The 17,016-nt window shown below is 37.8% G+C and carries 14 protein-coding genes; 12 read left to right on the top strand and 2 right to left on the bottom strand.

Translation table 11 applies throughout. The features are described from left to right. The first annotated feature begins 358 nt into the window (after nucleotides 1-358). Both IEV85_RS03380 and IEV85_RS03375 read left to right on the top strand, forming a co-directional pair. Entirely contained in the window at nucleotides 359-841 is a 483-nt protein-coding gene (locus IEV85_RS03380; protein WP_188460392.1) for a DUF2500 domain-containing protein, read from the top strand. A gap of 468 nt (nucleotides 842-1,309) precedes the next feature. Continuing rightward, nucleotides 1,310-2,641, top strand: coding sequence for an ADP-ribosylglycohydrolase family protein (locus IEV85_RS03375; RefSeq protein ID WP_188460391.1), 1,332 nt, complete (start codon nucleotides 1,310-1,312; stop codon nucleotides 2,639-2,641). 227 nt (nucleotides 2,642-2,868) lie between these two features. Here IEV85_RS03375 and IEV85_RS03370 read toward each other — a convergent pair whose 3' ends face one another. Both IEV85_RS03370 and IEV85_RS03365 read right to left on the bottom strand, forming a co-directional pair. Next, complete coding sequence (locus tag IEV85_RS03370; RefSeq protein ID WP_188460390.1) at nucleotides 2,869-3,633, bottom strand: SDR family NAD(P)-dependent oxidoreductase; 765 nt, start codon at nucleotides 3,631-3,633, stop codon at nucleotides 2,869-2,871. A gap of 271 nt (nucleotides 3,634-3,904) precedes the next feature. Next, on the bottom strand, nucleotides 3,905-4,891 hold the full coding sequence (locus tag IEV85_RS03365; RefSeq protein ID WP_188460389.1) for a hypothetical protein: 987 nt from the start codon (nucleotides 4,889-4,891) through the stop codon (nucleotides 3,905-3,907). A 191-nt stretch (nucleotides 4,892-5,082) separates the two neighbouring features. Here IEV85_RS03365 and IEV85_RS03360 point away from each other — a divergent pair, with 191 nt between their 5' ends. The 10 genes from IEV85_RS03360 to IEV85_RS03315 all read left to right on the top strand — a co-directional run bounded on the left by IEV85_RS03360 (nucleotide 5,083) and on the right by IEV85_RS03315 (nucleotide 17,014). Then, entirely contained in the window at nucleotides 5,083-5,484 is a 402-nt protein-coding gene (locus IEV85_RS03360) for a hypothetical protein (protein WP_188460388.1), read from the top strand. Nucleotides 5,485-5,788: 304 nt separating this feature from the next. Then, nucleotides 5,789-6,520, top strand: a complete 732-nt coding sequence (locus IEV85_RS03355; protein WP_229712489.1) for a hypothetical protein — start codon at nucleotides 5,789-5,791, stop codon at nucleotides 6,518-6,520. A gap of 3 nt (nucleotides 6,521-6,523) precedes the next feature. Continuing rightward, nucleotides 6,524-10,273, top strand: coding sequence for a zinc ribbon domain-containing protein (locus tag IEV85_RS03350; RefSeq protein ID WP_188460387.1), 3,750 nt, complete (start codon nucleotides 6,524-6,526; stop codon nucleotides 10,271-10,273). Nucleotides 10,274-10,275: 2 nt separating this feature from the next. Further along, nucleotides 10,276-10,950, top strand: coding sequence for a DUF1266 domain-containing protein (locus IEV85_RS03345; RefSeq protein WP_188460386.1), 675 nt, complete (start codon nucleotides 10,276-10,278; stop codon nucleotides 10,948-10,950). A 10-nt stretch (nucleotides 10,951-10,960) separates the two neighbouring features. Continuing rightward, on the top strand, nucleotides 10,961-13,240 hold the full coding sequence (locus IEV85_RS03340) for a tetratricopeptide repeat protein (RefSeq protein ID WP_188460385.1): 2,280 nt from the start codon (nucleotides 10,961-10,963) through the stop codon (nucleotides 13,238-13,240). Nucleotides 13,241-13,510: 270 nt separating this feature from the next. Next, nucleotides 13,511-13,957, top strand: a complete 447-nt coding sequence (locus tag IEV85_RS03335; RefSeq protein WP_188460384.1) for a GNAT family N-acetyltransferase — start codon at nucleotides 13,511-13,513, stop codon at nucleotides 13,955-13,957. 8 nt (nucleotides 13,958-13,965) lie between these two features. Next, a complete protein-coding gene (locus IEV85_RS03330) occupies nucleotides 13,966-14,673 on the top strand; it encodes a tetratricopeptide repeat protein (RefSeq protein ID WP_188460383.1) in 708 nt (235 codons plus the stop codon). 401 nt (nucleotides 14,674-15,074) lie between these two features. Then, nucleotides 15,075-15,824 carry an AbaSI family restriction endonuclease gene (locus tag IEV85_RS03325; RefSeq protein ID WP_188460382.1) on the top strand — a complete coding sequence of 250 codons (750 nt, stop codon included), beginning with the start codon at nucleotides 15,075-15,077 and terminating at the stop codon, nucleotides 15,822-15,824. A 36-nt stretch (nucleotides 15,825-15,860) separates the two neighbouring features. Beyond that, nucleotides 15,861-16,520, top strand: a complete 660-nt coding sequence (locus tag IEV85_RS03320; RefSeq protein ID WP_188460381.1) for a hypothetical protein — start codon at nucleotides 15,861-15,863, stop codon at nucleotides 16,518-16,520. 161 nt (nucleotides 16,521-16,681) lie between these two features. Continuing rightward, nucleotides 16,682-17,014, top strand: coding sequence for a type II toxin-antitoxin system RelE/ParE family toxin (locus IEV85_RS03315; RefSeq protein ID WP_188460380.1), 333 nt, complete (start codon nucleotides 16,682-16,684; stop codon nucleotides 17,012-17,014). The last annotated feature ends 2 nt before the right edge of the window (nucleotides 17,015-17,016 follow it).

Here is a 17,016-nt window from a genome sequence, read left to right as displayed (position 1 = left end):
ATTAGAAGTGAAGCTTCGGTTAGTTTTGTGTTAAATATAAACAGATAATTTATAAAGCGCTATAGGTGAGCTACTTTCCTTATGGGTTTAGCTAAATTGGAGCGCAGAATTCTATAAAAACCTTTCCGTCATTTTTAAGCAAAAAGTGCTACCTACTTACAGATGTTTTCATTGCTTTTAGATGAATAAGTAGGATTTCATTAAGTAATGGTTTATTATTATCATTACTCATCTGAAGCTGGTATTAAGCGTTTTGTAAATGTTTGTTGTCGGTTAGGAAAAATATAATACGTATATAACAACTGTGGTTACTATATTCTGGCGTTGTAAACCATTAAAAAGTCGAACAAAAAATTAAATGGAGAAATTTGAATTAAGATTTACAAGAGACGATCTTGCTAAGATAAAATCCAAAAGAAACAAATCCAATATAGCCTTTTTTATTGCTTTTATTCTTCTAGGAGTTATAGTTTACTTTATGGAATCTACGACACCAATATTTCTAAAAATAATTGCATATTTTTTCTTTACTATAACTGTTTACATAGTTTTTAATATAATATTCGGAGACAATTCGAAGAAAGATTTAAAAAATCAAATTAAAATAGCAACAAAAGTGAAAGTGGCCCAAAAACGTACAGAATCTGATTCTGGAGGAACCACATATATAATTGAATTTGAAGGAAATGAAGATATTAAAGAATACTACGTTAAATATAAAGTTTATGAAAAAATAAAAATAGGAGACATAATTGAATTAGAATATTCTAAAAATTCTCTTTGGATTCTTAAGGTACTTTGGAATAATATAGACATTGAAAATAAAAATTACGTTAAATAAAATGGTTTAAAACACCATGTATAGCTCATTGCTGCTGAATTTCCTTTCGGAAATTCAATCTTATTCGCTAGCTTTTGGTTATGGAGGGAAATCATAGCTGATTTCCAGCAACGAGCCATACACAAAGACGTTATGACTCGCTATCTACAGTACTGTTCTTAAATATGATGAAATTATACTACTGGTTAGCAGATAAGTTGTTTTACATTGGAACCGCAACATGAAAACGGAAACTCCAGATTAATAATATACAGGAATCATATCCTGTTGAACCCGTTCTAATATTTAATTCTCAGCCAAAAACCTGGGAAGGACAACTCTCATAATTCTGGCATTTACTGCTATAAGCTACCTATTTTACAATTTACTTCAATATTTCTATTTTTAAGTATTCCATAAACTGTAGAATACTCTATTTTTGTACGATTCTTTATGTAATCCGTTCACAGAAAAGATATATTACTTACTATGAAAAACTTCGTCAAGATAGCATTTTGCCTTATCATACTTTCCTCGTGCAAGAATGATAGTAAAAATAGTGATAGGGAAGAGGGCTTTACTAAAGAGGAGAAAGACCACATCACCCTATCGCGTGAAGAATATGCTGATCAACTATATGGTTTTTGGTTGGGGCAGTGCATTGCTAACTGGACGGGTTTAGTAACGGAAATGGATAAAATTGGAAACATTGGAGAGATAAAAACCGGAGATTTTTATACCGGTGCAGATTGGGGCAAACCTGATCAACCCAGTATATGGGGAGAAGGGGTGCCTAGTGACTTATCCGAAACCATTGATTTTGTTCTTAGAGATGAAGATGAAATTTGGGGAGCCGATGATGATACCGATATTGAGTATATGTACCAGTATCTGATGTTTGTCAATAAGACCAGCATTTTAACACCTGAGCAAATACGGGAGGGCTGGAAAAAGCACATCAAAGCTGAGGAAGAAAACTACTTGTGGGTATCTAACCAAAGGGCTTTTGATCTTATGATGGAAGGCGTTTTACCCCCTGAAACTGGAAACCCGATAAACAATGAGCATTATGAAATGATTGATGCTCAGCTTACAACAGAAATATTTGGCCTGTTTGCACCTGCAAGGCCGGATGTAGCTACCAGAATTGCACTTCTACCTGTTCAAACCACTGCCAGAGAAGAGGCAGAATATATTGCAAATTTTTATGTTACTATGCATTCATTGGCTTCTTTGAATACAGGAAAGACTTTGAGTCAGCGTATACATGAGATGGCTGATGAAGCCAGAAAGGTGCTCCCGGATAGCACCTATCCAGCAAAAATGTTTGATTACACAAAGAGGTTATACCAGTCAGGTATTCCGTGGGAGCAAACCAGGGATTCTATATATTATAAATATCAGGTCAATCAGGAAGATGGTTACGATATTACCGCAAAGAACTTGTACTGTAATGGTTGCTTTGCCGCAGGGATCAACTTTGCTTCAAGCTTAGTAAGCCTATTTTATGGCGAGGGTGATCTCAAAAAAACTATAAAGATTGGCACACTCTCAGGTTGGGATTCCGACAATCCCACAGCTACCTGGGGAGGATTGATCGGTTTTATGATAGGGAAGGAAGGAGTTGAAGAGGCTTTTGATAGGTCATTCTCTAACAGATTCAATATTCACAGAACCCGACAAAACTTCCCTAATGATGGGATAGACACTTTTGAAAATATGGCGCAAACAGGGCTTACGGTGATTGATAGAGTAGTGAAAGAAGAAATGGGAGGAACTATTAATGAGGAAAAAAATGAATGGGTTATTCCTTTGGATTGACAAATCACTTATGAGTATCTATAGTATCAGCCAGGTGTTACCTTATAGCCACAAAAACTGAGCTTTTTAAATGGGAGAGCTGACTTTTTGATTGCAAAGTACTTCTGCTTTATTGATGAAAGTAGCTGATCTACCTGAGGTAGGGAAAACTAATAGTTTTTTGTAACCAATGGCATAAAAAAAGCCCGGATAGCCGGGCCTTTCAAAATAAATCCAGGGTATTAAGCTTACGCTTTCATTCCTCCATCTACAGAGAGGGTAGTACCATTTACATAGCTGCTTTCATCAGAAAACAAGAAAGTAGCCATATTACTAATGTCTTCTGAAGTGGCATATCTCTTTAATGGCACTGAATTCTCCATCTGAGTTTTTACTTCATCTCCATGTCCCGGATTCATACCATCTTCCAGAGAACGCATCATTCTGTTATCTACCACACCAGGATGCAATGAGTTCACTCTTACGTTTCTCGATCCTAGTTCCAGAGCGGCAGTACGCATAATTCCAATCACAGCGTGCTTACTGGTAGTATAGGCTACCACGCCAGGGCTCCCCTGAAAACCTGCCACAGATGAGGTGATTACAATACTTCCTCCATCTTCAATTTTAGGAATTACATACTTCATTCCTAAAAATACCCCTTTAACATTTACAGCCAATACTTTATCGAATGTGTCTTCTGGGTAATCCTGAATTGGTTTTACTACCCCTTCTATACCCGCATTATTAAAGAAGAAGTCTATTTTACCGTACCTTTCGATACAAGTATCTACATAACTTTTCACTTGATCGCTATTGGTAACATCTGCTACGCAATATGAAATTTCAAGCCCGGCTTCTTTCGCTTCTTTCTCTTTCTCCTGAAGTGCTTTTTCATCTATATCTACAATAAGCACTTTAGCTCCTTTTTCAGCCATATTCTTAGCAGTCTCAAAACCAATACTTCCTGAGCCTCCAGTGATTATGGCTACTTTATTATCAAATTTTTTCATTAAATTATATGTTTAAACTTATATTGTTTATTTTAATATCGTCAACGATTTAAAATTGACTCAGTTTCATAAATAATTTGTCTCTGGAGGCAGAAAAAGAGAAATGAATTTTAAATTACTGAATATCAAGGATTCAACTGCGAACAAAAAGAATCTTGTTAATAAATTTTTTACTGAACTATATAATCCGGAGGCATCCTCTCCTTAGATGTAAGTATTTTATTTTTACACGACACTATTACTTAATCATCCATAATAATGTAGTCTTTTGCTATTCAGGTTTTCGGTATTGAGCAGGAAGTTGCGCATTCAACGCTTTCACATCATCGGAGATACTTTTGCCCGCTTCCACAAAGCGTACTTCCGTCAGCTGATGCGCCAGCATGTTATAATGGAAAAACATCAGACCTTCGTATTGTTGCATACCAATGCGCTCATCGCCTTTCACTTTCTGGCTGGTTGCTTCCAGTACGCCATAGAATTGTGCTACATTCTTCTGATTAACCCAGGCTTCCAGTAACGCATCACGCAAATCATAGGTAGGTCTTTGGCTGGCTAAAACAGGTGTAAGCACCTCCATACACTTTTCTTTTATCTGATCCAGCTCGCCACCTTTTGCCACTGTATTCAGGCCAATATACAAATCATCTCGTGGCTCAGTCAATGCTATTTCAATTTTGTATAAGCCATCTGGTTCTTCCTCCGTCAGGAAAATTACATCCATATGAACCGTACGATAATTAGCATACTTTCGGATAACTGTTGTCACTTTTTGAGCTGTTTTACGCATGAAATCAGCTGCACCATCATTGACCGCGATTTTCACTTTCCAGTAATCTATATATTCCAGTTGAGCTTCATCTCCAATCGCCTGCTCAATATCCTTTTGCATGGCATAATCTTCCAATGCTAGCTGGTATTGGCTATTTAAGCTATATTCCTTCTCTCCATAGCTCGACCGGGGTTCTTTCAATTTAGCATCCCAATAAATCCAGAAAGTCACTTTCGGCTCCTGGTTCGACTCCAGTTCTATATAAAACATATTCGGATTCATATTACCTTCATTAAAAAAACGGGTAGCCTTCTTAATAGTCCAGGCAGAATCATATTGTGTCCGGATAATATCGGTTAGTTCGTTCCTGGCTTTTTTCTCAGAAATGGCAAATAATTGCATAAAACCCATGCCCAGAAATAACAACAAAAAAGGAATAGCTGCCATTACAACCAACCCAATTCCTACCCAAATGAGAATCTTCATATGTATGCTAATTAGCTTATTTTAAAATATACCGGTTGACAAACCGATGTCAAAATAATGTTAAATATCTGCGAAGATAAAAACTTCTTCCTCACGGAATTCCGTGAATTTATCTTTTCACCCCTACTGGTTAAAGCTGATTGCTCAAGGCAAAATACCTTTGTAACAAAGGTTTTAAACAAAAATATCAAATGGGATTACAAGAGAAAAAAGCGATTCAGAGCATCAAAGATCAGTATATGGACGATCTTCAGAAAGAATTAAATGAGATTGTTGGAAAAGAACTTCCAATTGAAATTGAGTGGGATTCATTCAGCAATGATGCTGACGCCATCAAATTTATTCCAGGTGTAGCGGTAAGAAGACCAATAGATGCATTCCGTGACATTTGCAGTGATAATATGGGTAAAGAAGCCGTTCAGGAAGCTATCAACCAGCTAAGCATTGTGAATATTGAGAAGGAAAATGCAGAAGCCAACAAAAGCATGGAACTAAAAGGTGGTGTATTTACTATTAAAGCCAGTTTTGGTGGTCATTACAGTGGTTTCTTTAATGATACCCAAATGAAAGAGTATTTAGAAAATAACTTGTAATAGTTTTATAAGCAATGAAGAGTTAGCCATCTGCTAACTCTTTTTTTTTGATTACTTCTTTTAGTTAAATTCTATTCTTTTTACTATAATACTCATCTGTGGTTTGTAATCCTAAGCAGATCATGCGCCAAACGATTCATTATAAGAATACCCTTGCGCACTATGGAATACTACTTCCCCCAACGCTTATCCAGCTTCACAATTTCATCTTCGGTATTTTTCAAACGGATTTTTGATGCACCGATTCATTTAAGGATTCCTTTCCTAAAGTATCTTCCGTTACTTTTCCCGCAGTTAACCGAAAATGCACAATTCGTTGTATTTTAACTCTTTCACAAAGGTTTCTGCTCACTCAAATTATCCCCTCACTGAATACCGTGATATTCCCATATCACCCGCTAAAGTGAAAGCACTCCGGATTGTATCTAATAATTTAGCAGCTAAACCAATCGACATTATGGCAGAAGAAAATAACATGAACAAGCTTTTAATAAACATACTGAAAGCTAAGGGTTTAACAGAAGAACAGGTTAGTGCACTGGAACAAGCCGATATAACCAGTAAAGCTGATTTTGAATACATAGGAGATTTCCAGACACTGATGGATATTAGTGGCATTGACGAGGAAACCAGTAAAAGTGTAATGGCCTGGGCACTTGGTAATAAGTTTGAAAGCAATACCAGTTCCGCTTCTGCAGGAGCAACACCTTCGGCTCCCATAATTGTAGAAAGTGCAGATGTAGTGAAATGTACTCACTGTGGTGCCAGGCAACCCAAGGATTACCAAACAGGAGATTTATGTCTATCCTGCGGGCATCAGGCTGAACCGGTGCTGAATTGCCACTGGTGCTTAAATTCCGGGCCGGGGAAGTTCTGTCGTGAATGTGGCTCGGAGTTTTTAAGTGCTTCTGATTATGAAATCGGCATTTTTCTAAAACGAGAAGGAGAATCAAAAAATGCCATTGTAAAACTGGTGAAAGAAATGACCCCGCAGGAAAAAGATTCTACCTGGGCAAAAATCAGAAAAACGAGGTAAGCTATGGCAGCAGTAATATATTGTGAAAGTTGCGATGCTCAGCAGCCTAATGACTGGAAATCGGGGGACTTATGTCACCAATGTGGAGGTACTGTAAGAGAGGAAGTACGCTGCGCCTGGTGTGCACAAAATACTCCTAAAGGAAAGTTCTGTAAGCATTGTGGCAATGAAGTACAATCCGACAGGAACTTTGGTCCGGCCCGAATCCTGAAAAGCCTGGGAGTGGATCAGTTAGCGCTTACGCAAAAACTAAGTGAACTTGAGGATTCTAAACGGGAGCAATATCGCAATCAGTTCAACCAGCATTATGCTTTTATTGAGTTAGCCCGGCAGGATTTACAGCGGTTAGAAAATCATGTGGTAATCAAAGGACAGGAAAAGTTTACCGCGCTGGAAAACGAATTACTTCCGGAAATTCCTTTTGATAAGGCCTATCTGGACCGTTGCAAAGCTTATGCAAAACTGGATGCAGCTCAAAATGAGATGGACTTCCTTAGCAGGCGTAAATCCTTTACCAGTGAGGTAAATAAGGCACTCGCCAAAATTGCTTATGTGCGACAGGTGCCTTTTCCTACTGCATTGGATAAGAGTACTGCTTCACAATATATTCGGAACGGGCTTACACAGGAGGCCTCTCTTTTTAAACAGGAGAGCCTGCTTTTCTTTAGCCACATCAATAGCTTTTTACCGGTTTTCGACTGGCAAACCATTAAAGACACAGCTGAAGTTCTTAAACCAGAGGGAAAAGACTTCATCAGCTACTGTATTGAATTGGCCAATCCTTTGCTGAAAATCAATTACATCAGGCCATATGCAGCTTTGGCTGTTGCTCATTTACTGCAACAACTGGAGGCCAAACGGCATCCGGAATTTGAACGCTTCAAACTGGTAGCAGAAGAAGCATTAAGCCATGATGATAATACCCTTCGGCTGGCCGCGGCTATACTTTTCGAACAGGCTGACAGGGTACTCACTGTAACCCATCAAGACTCACCTGTTTCGGCTATTGCCATTGCCTGGCTCATTGATCATGCGCCACATAAACTTCCGAAAATTGTGCGTAATAACAAATTAAGTGCGCATCAACTAGATGTTTTGGAGGAAGAGATTCAGAAGCATCCACTTGTGTTGCCGGAAGCATTGAAAGCTCCATTTGAGCAACTGGCACAATATGCATTGAATAACTTATTGGAAGCGGAAGGGTTTAGAGCCAGCGCTAACCATAATGCATCTGGAAAGGCTTTTTATTATCGCATCATCGCATTTGCAGGGCAATTTGGTAAAATCACACAAGAACAACTGGACAAACTAGTTCAGAACAGTCAATCGAGTGGTTATTTCGATGCGGCCGAGGCTATTTTGAGCTATGTAAGTGCTAACAATCTGGACTTACAGAAAGTAAATGCACTCTGGTTCGATAGGCCAAAAGAATTTGAAATCTACGAAACAGGATTTGCCTTTCTGGAAAAGGCGCTTGCCATGGTACAAAATGGCAACTACCCCAGTGAGCAGTCGCTGAGCAAAATTCTGATGTTTCTGAAACTACATTTCAGCAAAATAAGTATTTCTGATAGTGTAAATAGAACGCTTATGCTCAATTTCTTTAATGAAATAGCATTTGCTCAGCATCCGGTTTCCTACACATTTGCAAAATTTCTGATCAGAGAACTGTTTGATCTTACCAATTACTCAACAACCGATTGGCTCTTATTTGTGACTTGTACCTCCGGCTATTTAAAAGGCCAGTATTATGTAGGTAACTCCAGAGAACCTCGTGATTTTGCTTTAACAGACACCTTCATAGAAGACTTCTTTGATGGATCATGGGAAAAATTTGCCGCCAGCTATAATCAAGTAATGACATTCCGTTGCAAGATGGACGCAAACTATGAGTATAATGATATTATTGAACCATGGATTGAGCCTGTTAAGGAAGAAGTAGCCCAAACATTAATGGAGAAACCGGCTATTACTCATAGCTTACTGGAAGGGCATAAAGAAGCCATTCTATTTGGTTTGCCGGGTATTTTTCAAATTGAAACCCACGATAATAAATTTCCATTTATTGAAGCATTAGGGAATAAAGAAAAATGGGATACAGGGGATGTTATACTTTATGCGCACAGGCCAAATGTCCTTCATTATAATCAATCAGAAAAATGTTTAAACCACTTTCATGAATGGTTAACCCGCAATAATTTCCGAAATTATTACAGCCCTATCTTTGCGAAATATGGCAGAGATTTCTTCAACTTTTCTGTAAAAAGTGAGCAGGTGCCATTTGGCATGATTAAAACATGGCTACAGATGGCAGCTGTACGCAATAAAAATGAGCAAATTGCCGCTTTCTTTAATGATCGTTTTGGTTGCCTGGTGCCCTATTCCGCCAGTAATCCAATGGTTAGCGTATTAAAAGACGGAGAGTCATTTGCACTGACCGGAGCCTACGTTATAACCCACCTTTTTAAGGATTTTGAGGAAGTAATCGCTTATGCACAACATAACTTTCCTTATGGACTCAATCATAAAACTAACGCATTTCTTCTACATGCACTGCAGGATCTAGGTACTGAAATTCAGGAGCACCTAACAAATCAGGAACAGATTACAAGCTTGGTGAACAGTCTTTTCCTTATGGCTAAGAATACTGAAAACAATGAACATTCCAGGGAATTCTGGCTATCGGCCGTTCTAAATGTATTGTTGCAAATAGCTCCTGTCGTAGAGGATAGAAACTTCATCATCGAGCGGGTATGGCAAATGGCTGATCTACATTTCACGCTTACTGAAAAAGTGTATGACTTCGTGAAAGCGCAGGTAAGCAATATGCTGCAACATAATCCGGTATATGGTATCAAATTCCTTTATGCCTACCTGGAAGATTACTATTTCAGAAAATACAGTGCGCCCTGGGTAGCCGATGTTATGAAAGAAAATATTGAGGACATAGCCAAAGGCTTCAGTCAGGATAGCACTTTAATGGCTGAGAAAATCAACCACCTGATTGCCTTTAGTAATAAGGAACCCTATGACAGCGATCAGAAGCGTATTCAGAAGGAGTTTGAAAAGCATGTGATCGCCATACTTGACCATATGCCGAAGGAAGACATCTCGGATGATATCTGGCTTGATTTACAGTATAAAATCCATCTGGATGAGATCAACTTCTTCTTTAAAACGGATCTGGAACGTTGGATGGAAGCCAATGGTATTTCATTAGAATTAGAAGAGGCTGAAACCTTTGTTGTAGCATCAGAAGATTCTGTCTCAATGCCAGGCTCCAGCATGGAAATTCCGGATAATATAGACTATGATCCGGATGAAATATACATGGATATGATGGAAATCAGCACTTTCATGGGGTCATTTACAGTAAATACCGAACAAATGGAAAAGCTGATTAACCATATTCCTTATTACAAAAAAGACAAAAGTAATAACCCCATGCTGCTATCAGTACTCAGCATGAAGCAGACTGAGATAAGAACATTTTTAGCCGAAGACATGGGAACAGCCATCAACCTTTACCAAAAACTATTTGAGGTGCTGATAGACCCGCTTTGTGCACCTGATGGTCCATTTTCAACCTACGGTCTTTTGGCAGCACTGCAAATGCAGCAACTGCTTGATGGTTCTATCTTTGCTATGCAGTATATCAGCTCGGTAGAAACTATGCTAAACACGGGTGCCTATTCTGCTGCACACACCCAAATGCTTCAAAACTTACTAGATCAACTTAAAGCAGCTTCTTAATCATGGAAAAAGAGATTTTATCAGATGAATTGTACTGGGCTTTAAGCCTTTCTGCTTTGCAAATGCAACACCTCGATACCTGCCAGCACCAATCGCTGCTGGGTTATGATAGAATGGACAGCAGTATTGTGCAGCATGTAAAAAGCTACCTGGCAACTCAGCAAATCCATAGTGAAAAGGAGGTGAAAGACCGACTTTATTTCTACGGAAATGATTTGATGTACAACCAGCTATTTCAGCAAATGGCACATGGTACGGACTTACTAAGTGATGCAGAATTTACGGAAATGCTTGAGGGACAGGAAAGTGTAATAGACAAAAAGCGATTAATACTGGCGCGTTATTATGGCAGCCAGTTACAACAAACTGGTTTGGTTGGTTATGATATTTCCTGTTATGTAATGCTATGCCGGCTGTGTACATTATGTGGCTACATGACGGAAGAAGAACTCACCAGAAGAGTTTTAGACATTGCGCAAAAAGCTAAAAAGTACTTTAGCACCTGGACTGCCTTTAACAAAAATGTAATCCTCGGGGAACAGTTTGTAACCGCTTCAAAAACCTATTACATCCAGCAAAGCTCCTTTCAGGGCAAGCTTTTAAGTACCTATTACCAACTGATGGAAACAGTTCACCTTAACGACCACCCATTTCATCAAAATACCTGGACCGCCTAAACGATTCACCATGACGCAAGAATTTATACAATGCCTAAGTGAGGCAAAAGAATGCTATAAAGAGCTAAAAAAGGCTAAAATGCATGCCGAATTAAAGAAAGCCAGCACCTATTATCAGCAGGTACGTGAAGAGGCAGCTGCTGATGATCTGGCACTTTATCATCAACTGCACATTCGCTTTTATCTATGGCAGGATGGTCAAAAGGACGTTGACAACAGGGCTAATATGGTATTTCAACATCTGAGCGAACTTGAGCAACTGGATAAAGCCACCGCTAAAGAATATGAACTAGCCACTTCTCTATATGCACAGGCATCATTTGATGTATTTGAAAATGCCTTCAGGCTATATCCGCACAATGCAGTTATCAAAACAAACCTGGCTAAATATTATGTACACAATGGGCAAATAGCAGAAGCCAAAAAGTGCCTGAAGCATGCATTTGAAGAAGCTCCGTTCGACCTCTCTATATTGATAGAAGAACACGAGATAGCCGGAGCAGAATTGGCAAAAATTACTGATTTCGAAGCGGATCATGTGCCACCTGAAGCTTTTGAAGAAGTATTAAAACTGTCACATGAAGCGCATAAAGCTGATTTTTGTCTGGCTTTGCTCGAAAAAGAAGAAGCAAAAGATCACTTTACGGAAGAAGCGAGAATTCATTTGGAGTGTATTAACCTTTGCCGAAGCGATGACTGGCAAAGTGCCCTGGACAAATGGCCCTATATTTATGATGAAGAGACCATTGAAAGTCCTATTGGTAAAGTAGCATATGCTGAAATACTTACCATGACAGGCGAGTATGAAGAAATAACGCAATTACTGGAGGATTTCCCTGCCTATTCAGCTCCCCGGGTACCTAACAGCATTAAAGAGTTGATGGAGCATGAAACCACATCCATCCCGGCCAGTGTATATGCCCAGATGCATTATGTACATGCCAACGCCTTGAGAGGTTTATCATTGCATGATGGCGCGCTGGATCAACACGAAAAGTCTTTAGGTATTTTGCCTGATAACGCACTCGCTATAATAGGTAAAGTCAGAGCACACTTTGATCTGGAAGAATATTCAGACTCATTAACGCTCCTCAACGAAGCTTTTGCCAGTGGATTGGATCAAAAAACATATTACAGAGAGTTTGCTGAAATGTATTTTGCGCTGGGTGACTGGAAAAATGTGATAAAGGTACTAAATGCGTTTCATCAAAATGAGATGGTAACCAGCCGCTCGGCTTATTTAATGGGACTGGCGCTGTACTTTTTACGACATACACAGGAAGCCTTGCAATGGCTTACTAAGACCATTACTGAATTTTCCGAAACCTACAATACGCGGCAGGCGCTTTATTATAGAGCCCTGCTCTACAGGAGTCTTTTTTATTTTAATGAAGCCATAAAGGATATAAACCAACTTGTACCCTTGTGTAGCGTCAATAGTAGAGAATACTGGGATGCTATGCTACTTATGGCAGATATGGCTTATCAGGTGGGGGCTTTCGATAGATCCTATGAATACCTGGCGCATATTCATAGCCACCATCCATTATCAGGTATTTACTTATTGTATCTGCAACTGCTCATCCATGATGGCCACCACAAGCAGTCAAAAATAGAAGTACCGGAGGGCATTGAATTATTATCAGAAAAATCGATCATTTCAGCACCTAAAGATGCACTGGATCACCTGATAAATGCCAAAGTCTTAAGCATTATGAATAAATATGCTGAGGCAGCAGAAGCTTTTACGCAGGTAGCTGAACTGGGCTTTAAACCCGGGACTCATTATGGGCAGGCCTTTCATCATGCATTTGAAGCCAAAGATTTTGATAAGGTGGTAGAGCTATATGATAAAGTGATACAACATGCTCCTAAATTGTTTGATGATGTGTATGGTGCCAGATGGGCTTTCTCACTGTACAAACTTGAGCGCTACGATGAAGCCATTGCTGCTTATAAGGAGATTCTGTATGATTACCCGGTAATAGCAGAAGACCTTGACAGCTCAATAAAATGGACTTCCGTTATGTTTGAGGCACATCGGAAGAAGGGTTATTACGAGGATGCCCTGAAGTATTTAAGCACAAAGTGTAGTCAAAAACAGGAATCTACCTATTACGACCTAAGAGCTTTAGAAGAAATAGCTGCTAACCAAAAGGAGTACAGTGAATTAAGCCATTTAGGAACTTTACTGATTATGGACTATAGCGAAATGGAACTGTCGCAAAAAGAACTGGGTAAGCTGAATCGCTTACGGAATAAGATAAAAGAAGAAGTTTTTTATCCATAATGAACGACTAAACAATGTGACACAATTGAATGAGGGCTTTTCTTACGGAGAGCCTTTTTTCATATGATAAAAATATTGCTTAATGGGAATTGGTCGGCTATAACAAATGTGGACTAAAGACTTAAATGAAAATATTATTTTTAAATAAATTTACGGTAGGAGAAAGAGGAATTGGCTTCTAAATCCCGATATTGCTATAACCATAAAAGTAGTGGTTGTTTTTAAGCACACTTAAAAATGGGCAAAGGCACAAATAGAGATGAATGCTAAATGGAAATAATTGAAATTACTTTTGACGACTTTATAATTACAACAGACAGATCGAAAATGGATATTGTGGCAATCCATGATTTTCTTTCAAAACATTCAGGTTGGAGTGACAATATCCCTTTTGAAAAAGTAAAAATATCTATTGACAATTCTCTTAATTTCGGATTATTTCATAACAATAAACAAATCGGCTTTGCACGGGTAATTTCAGATTTTTCAACAATTGCCTATTTAGGTGATATTTATGTATTGGATAATTATAGAGGACAAGGACTCTCAAAAAAGCTAATGGATGTTGTTATGGCACACCCCAATTTGCAAGATCTCAGGCGATGGATTTTATTAACTTCCACTGCTGACTGGTTATATGAAAAATATGGATTTGTGAAACTACCAAAGCCGGAAATCTACATGGAATTATTTAATCCAAACGTTTACGGTAAATAGCATTTTAAATGAAGATAGAAGAACTAATAATTAAAGTAATTGATCTTTCGGATGAAGGAAAATACAAAGAAGCTTTGAAAATCTGCGACTCGATTATTGAAAGCAATTCAGATTATGATAGAGTTTATTTTGAACGTGGAGTGATTTATTTAAACCAGGAAAGGGATGAGCTTGCTCTTTTGGATTTTGAAAAACTTCTAAAGATTAATCCTGATTACCCGGGTGCTAAGGATTGGTACTCAAAAACACTGTCTGACTTAGGAAGGAATTCAAAGGCGGCAACTGTAAAATTGGAAGAATTGAGATCACAGCCTGATGGCAAATATGGAATGGGTGTTTCTCCTAATGACTGGGCTGAATGTGCACGTAATTTTATAGAAGCAGGATATGACGAAATTGCAAAATCAGTTCTTGAAGAATATTTCAATCAATACGAGCCGAACGTAAGAAATTACAAATCTTATGAAACAGCTCCTATTCGAGTGTATGCGAAATTATTATTAAGCTTGAATAAAAAGGAATTGGCGTTGTCAGAATCTGGAAAAGCTATTGATAGTCAGCATACCGTACCTGCGGACTATGAGGTTTACATAGAAGCATTGATTGAAAACAATCAGACAGAAAAAGCTAGCATCGAAATTAATAAATACGTTTCAGAAATTCACGATGGGTACGAAACTTCTAAAATTGTTGAATTAAAAAAGAGGATAAAATAATTGTACACTGCAATAGACAGCAGCATAGTCTTAAAGCGCTAAACCCAAATTTGAACAGTTGCGGAAAAGTTTATACAACTCAAAAAAGGCAAAGTAACTCAATTCTGCTACCTACTTTTAGGTGTTTTTCAATGGATTTCTACTAAAAATTAGGATTTGAGTAGGGAGGAGGGTATTTTCAGTGCTTTAAATATACAAATCACAAATTAAACGTTTGTAAACGTTTACTATAGTTTGTGGTCGCTTAGGGAAAATATAAAGTAAATATGTGTACCTAGAGGTACACACATAGCGAATTGTTAGCAGCTATATTACAAACGGCAAAAAACAAAAAAGTGAGAAATATTTTCAAAAAAATGACTTTTGACTTTTTTTCTACTATTTATTAGAAAATAGACAAAATGGAAAAGACAAATACGCATAAGACAAAATATATAGTAGAACAAGTACATAAGCTGAAAAACAAGCCTTACGAAATTCTTTTAATCGCACCTTTACTTACTGACCCTGAACTGTTAGATATACGACCATTTACACAGCACAGCGTACAAAGTGATTCGGGATTATTTTTTATTGACTTATACTACTCAGACCTAAAAATTGCAATTGAAATTGACGAAGAATACCACGAGAAACAGATAACGGAAGATACGGAACGAGAAAGGATTATAACTGAAAAAGAACAATGTACTTTTAAAAGAGTAAAAATTGATGATAAATTCGATTTTACAACAACTTTGAAGATATTGAAGGAATTCATAGTAAGCAAAAGAGATGAACTTATAAAATTGGGTAGCTTTACAAAGTGGACAATTAAAACTTTTGATATTTCTCAAGCTCAAAAAGACCACCCTAAAACCGTATTTTTTAAAGCGACAAAACCCTTTGACAGTGGTTTTGACCCAACAAGGGGGCCAATAAGAATAAGTGAACAAATTAGAAAAAATGCAGACACGTTTGCAACCATTTCTGGTGACACCGTGACGAACGTATATTCAATTAAACTTGAGGATTGGGAAAACTACGGACAGGGACTTGGTTATATACACAAAGGACTGGAACTACCTAATCATTCTTTGTTATCAAGTGGGACAACAGAACAGTGGATTGTTACATCAAACAGAATATTAGGAAATGATTTAAAGGAATAAATACAGCCGCAAACCGCTGTGTGTCATTAAAAGAAAATGAAATTAATACCAGTAATAGAAATTGGATATGCAAATCAGGGTGTTGAAACTCCTGAACATGGACCTTATTGGGAATATCCGAAAGAGTGGGATGAATTCAATAATGAGTCATACAGAAAAGCAGGATTTAAAGACTCATTTAAGCCATTTGACCCTGGCGCGTCTCTGTACGAAATTGGGCTAATTAGTGACGACAACCTTAAAAAAATAGTTGTCGATCATACTGAAGAACTAAGAAAAGGCGAGTATGACCGAGAACAAGCAAGTCCTTTATTTGGCGGATACGTCCTTGAAATTAATGGAGAAAGACTTTTCTATCCTCAATGTTGTGGAGACTTAGGAGATATCCAGTTTTGGAGAAACATATCAAATGGCAAAGAATCATTTTACGAAGGACACCCTGCTCCCATAGTGAAATTTGAAAATGAAGAGATTCTGTTTGACTTGACCGCTCAGGAGTTTGATGAGGAGTTTACTCCAATTCCTGAGAGAAGAATTTTTCGATTTAATAAAGAGGAATTGAAAAAAGCAATTAAAGAAGCGGAATTGACCTTGGAGAAATTTGCAAACCGAATTCAAGCAATCAATGAATCAGAAAACTTGAATTTAGAAAGGATTGAAGATTTGCTGGTTTGGGAAAACATTAATTATCAATAAAACACGAACACACAACAAAGGCTAAAAAATCATAGCACCCTGCGGAATGGCAACGCTTTTTAGCCGAAACGTTGCCTTTAATGATAGCATCTCTTTTCAAATAGTTTCCATATAAATCAACTTTTTACTATACTTGCTTGTTAAACCAAAACAGGGGCTGAATGAATAAAAAATTTGAAGTCATATTTTTGGAAGAAGCACTTAGTTTTATCGACTCTTTGGACTTGAAAACCAGAAAGAAAATTTACTATAATTTTGATAAAGCCAGGTACGGAAACGATCCAAAGCTATTCAAGAAATTGACTGATGAAATTTGGGAATTCAGGACAAAATATAGCGGACTTCAGTATCGCTTTTTTGCTTTCTGGGATAAAACAGAAAAAGGTGAAACTCTGGTTATTTCAACCCATGGAATTATCAAAAAAGTGAGCAAAGTACCTAAAAGTGAAATTGAAAAAGCAATGAAAATTAGGGCTGTATACCTTGAACTTTAAGA

Origin of the sequence: Marivirga lumbricoides (assembly GCF_014636295.1) — a bacterium.
Lineage (GTDB): Bacteria > Bacteroidota > Bacteroidia > Cytophagales > Cyclobacteriaceae > Marivirga > Marivirga lumbricoides.
Note: the sequence above shows the minus strand (reverse complement) of the source record. Positions and strands in the feature narration are given on the sequence as shown.

Bases quoted from the DNA above. Each gene is read 5' to 3' on its own strand.
- IEV85_RS03380 (WP_188460392.1), top strand. From the start codon at position 359: ATGGAGAAATTTGAATTAAGATTTACAAGAGACGATCTTGCTAAGATA.
- IEV85_RS03375 (WP_188460391.1), top strand. From the start codon at position 1,310: ATGAAAAACTTCGTCAAGATAGCATTTTGCCTTATCATACTTTCCTCG.
- IEV85_RS03370 (WP_188460390.1), bottom strand. From the start codon at position 3,633: ATGAAAAAATTTGATAATAAAGTAGCCATAATCACTGGAGGCTCAGGA.
- IEV85_RS03365 (WP_188460389.1), bottom strand. From the start codon at position 4,891: ATGAAGATTCTCATTTGGGTAGGAATTGGGTTGGTTGTAATGGCAGCT.
- IEV85_RS03360 (WP_188460388.1), top strand. From the start codon at position 5,083: ATGGGATTACAAGAGAAAAAAGCGATTCAGAGCATCAAAGATCAGTAT.
- IEV85_RS03355 (WP_229712489.1), top strand. From the start codon at position 5,789: ATGCACAATTCGTTGTATTTTAACTCTTTCACAAAGGTTTCTGCTCAC.
- IEV85_RS03350 (WP_188460387.1), top strand. From the start codon at position 6,524: ATGGCAGCAGTAATATATTGTGAAAGTTGCGATGCTCAGCAGCCTAAT.
- IEV85_RS03345 (WP_188460386.1), top strand. From the start codon at position 10,276: ATGGAAAAAGAGATTTTATCAGATGAATTGTACTGGGCTTTAAGCCTT.
- IEV85_RS03340 (WP_188460385.1), top strand. From the start codon at position 10,961: ATGACGCAAGAATTTATACAATGCCTAAGTGAGGCAAAAGAATGCTAT.
- IEV85_RS03335 (WP_188460384.1), top strand. From the start codon at position 13,511: ATGGAAATAATTGAAATTACTTTTGACGACTTTATAATTACAACAGAC.
- IEV85_RS03330 (WP_188460383.1), top strand. From the start codon at position 13,966: ATGAAGATAGAAGAACTAATAATTAAAGTAATTGATCTTTCGGATGAA.
- IEV85_RS03325 (WP_188460382.1), top strand. From the start codon at position 15,075: ATGGAAAAGACAAATACGCATAAGACAAAATATATAGTAGAACAAGTA.
- IEV85_RS03320 (WP_188460381.1), top strand. From the start codon at position 15,861: ATGAAATTAATACCAGTAATAGAAATTGGATATGCAAATCAGGGTGTT.
- IEV85_RS03315 (WP_188460380.1), top strand. From the start codon at position 16,682: ATGAATAAAAAATTTGAAGTCATATTTTTGGAAGAAGCACTTAGTTTT.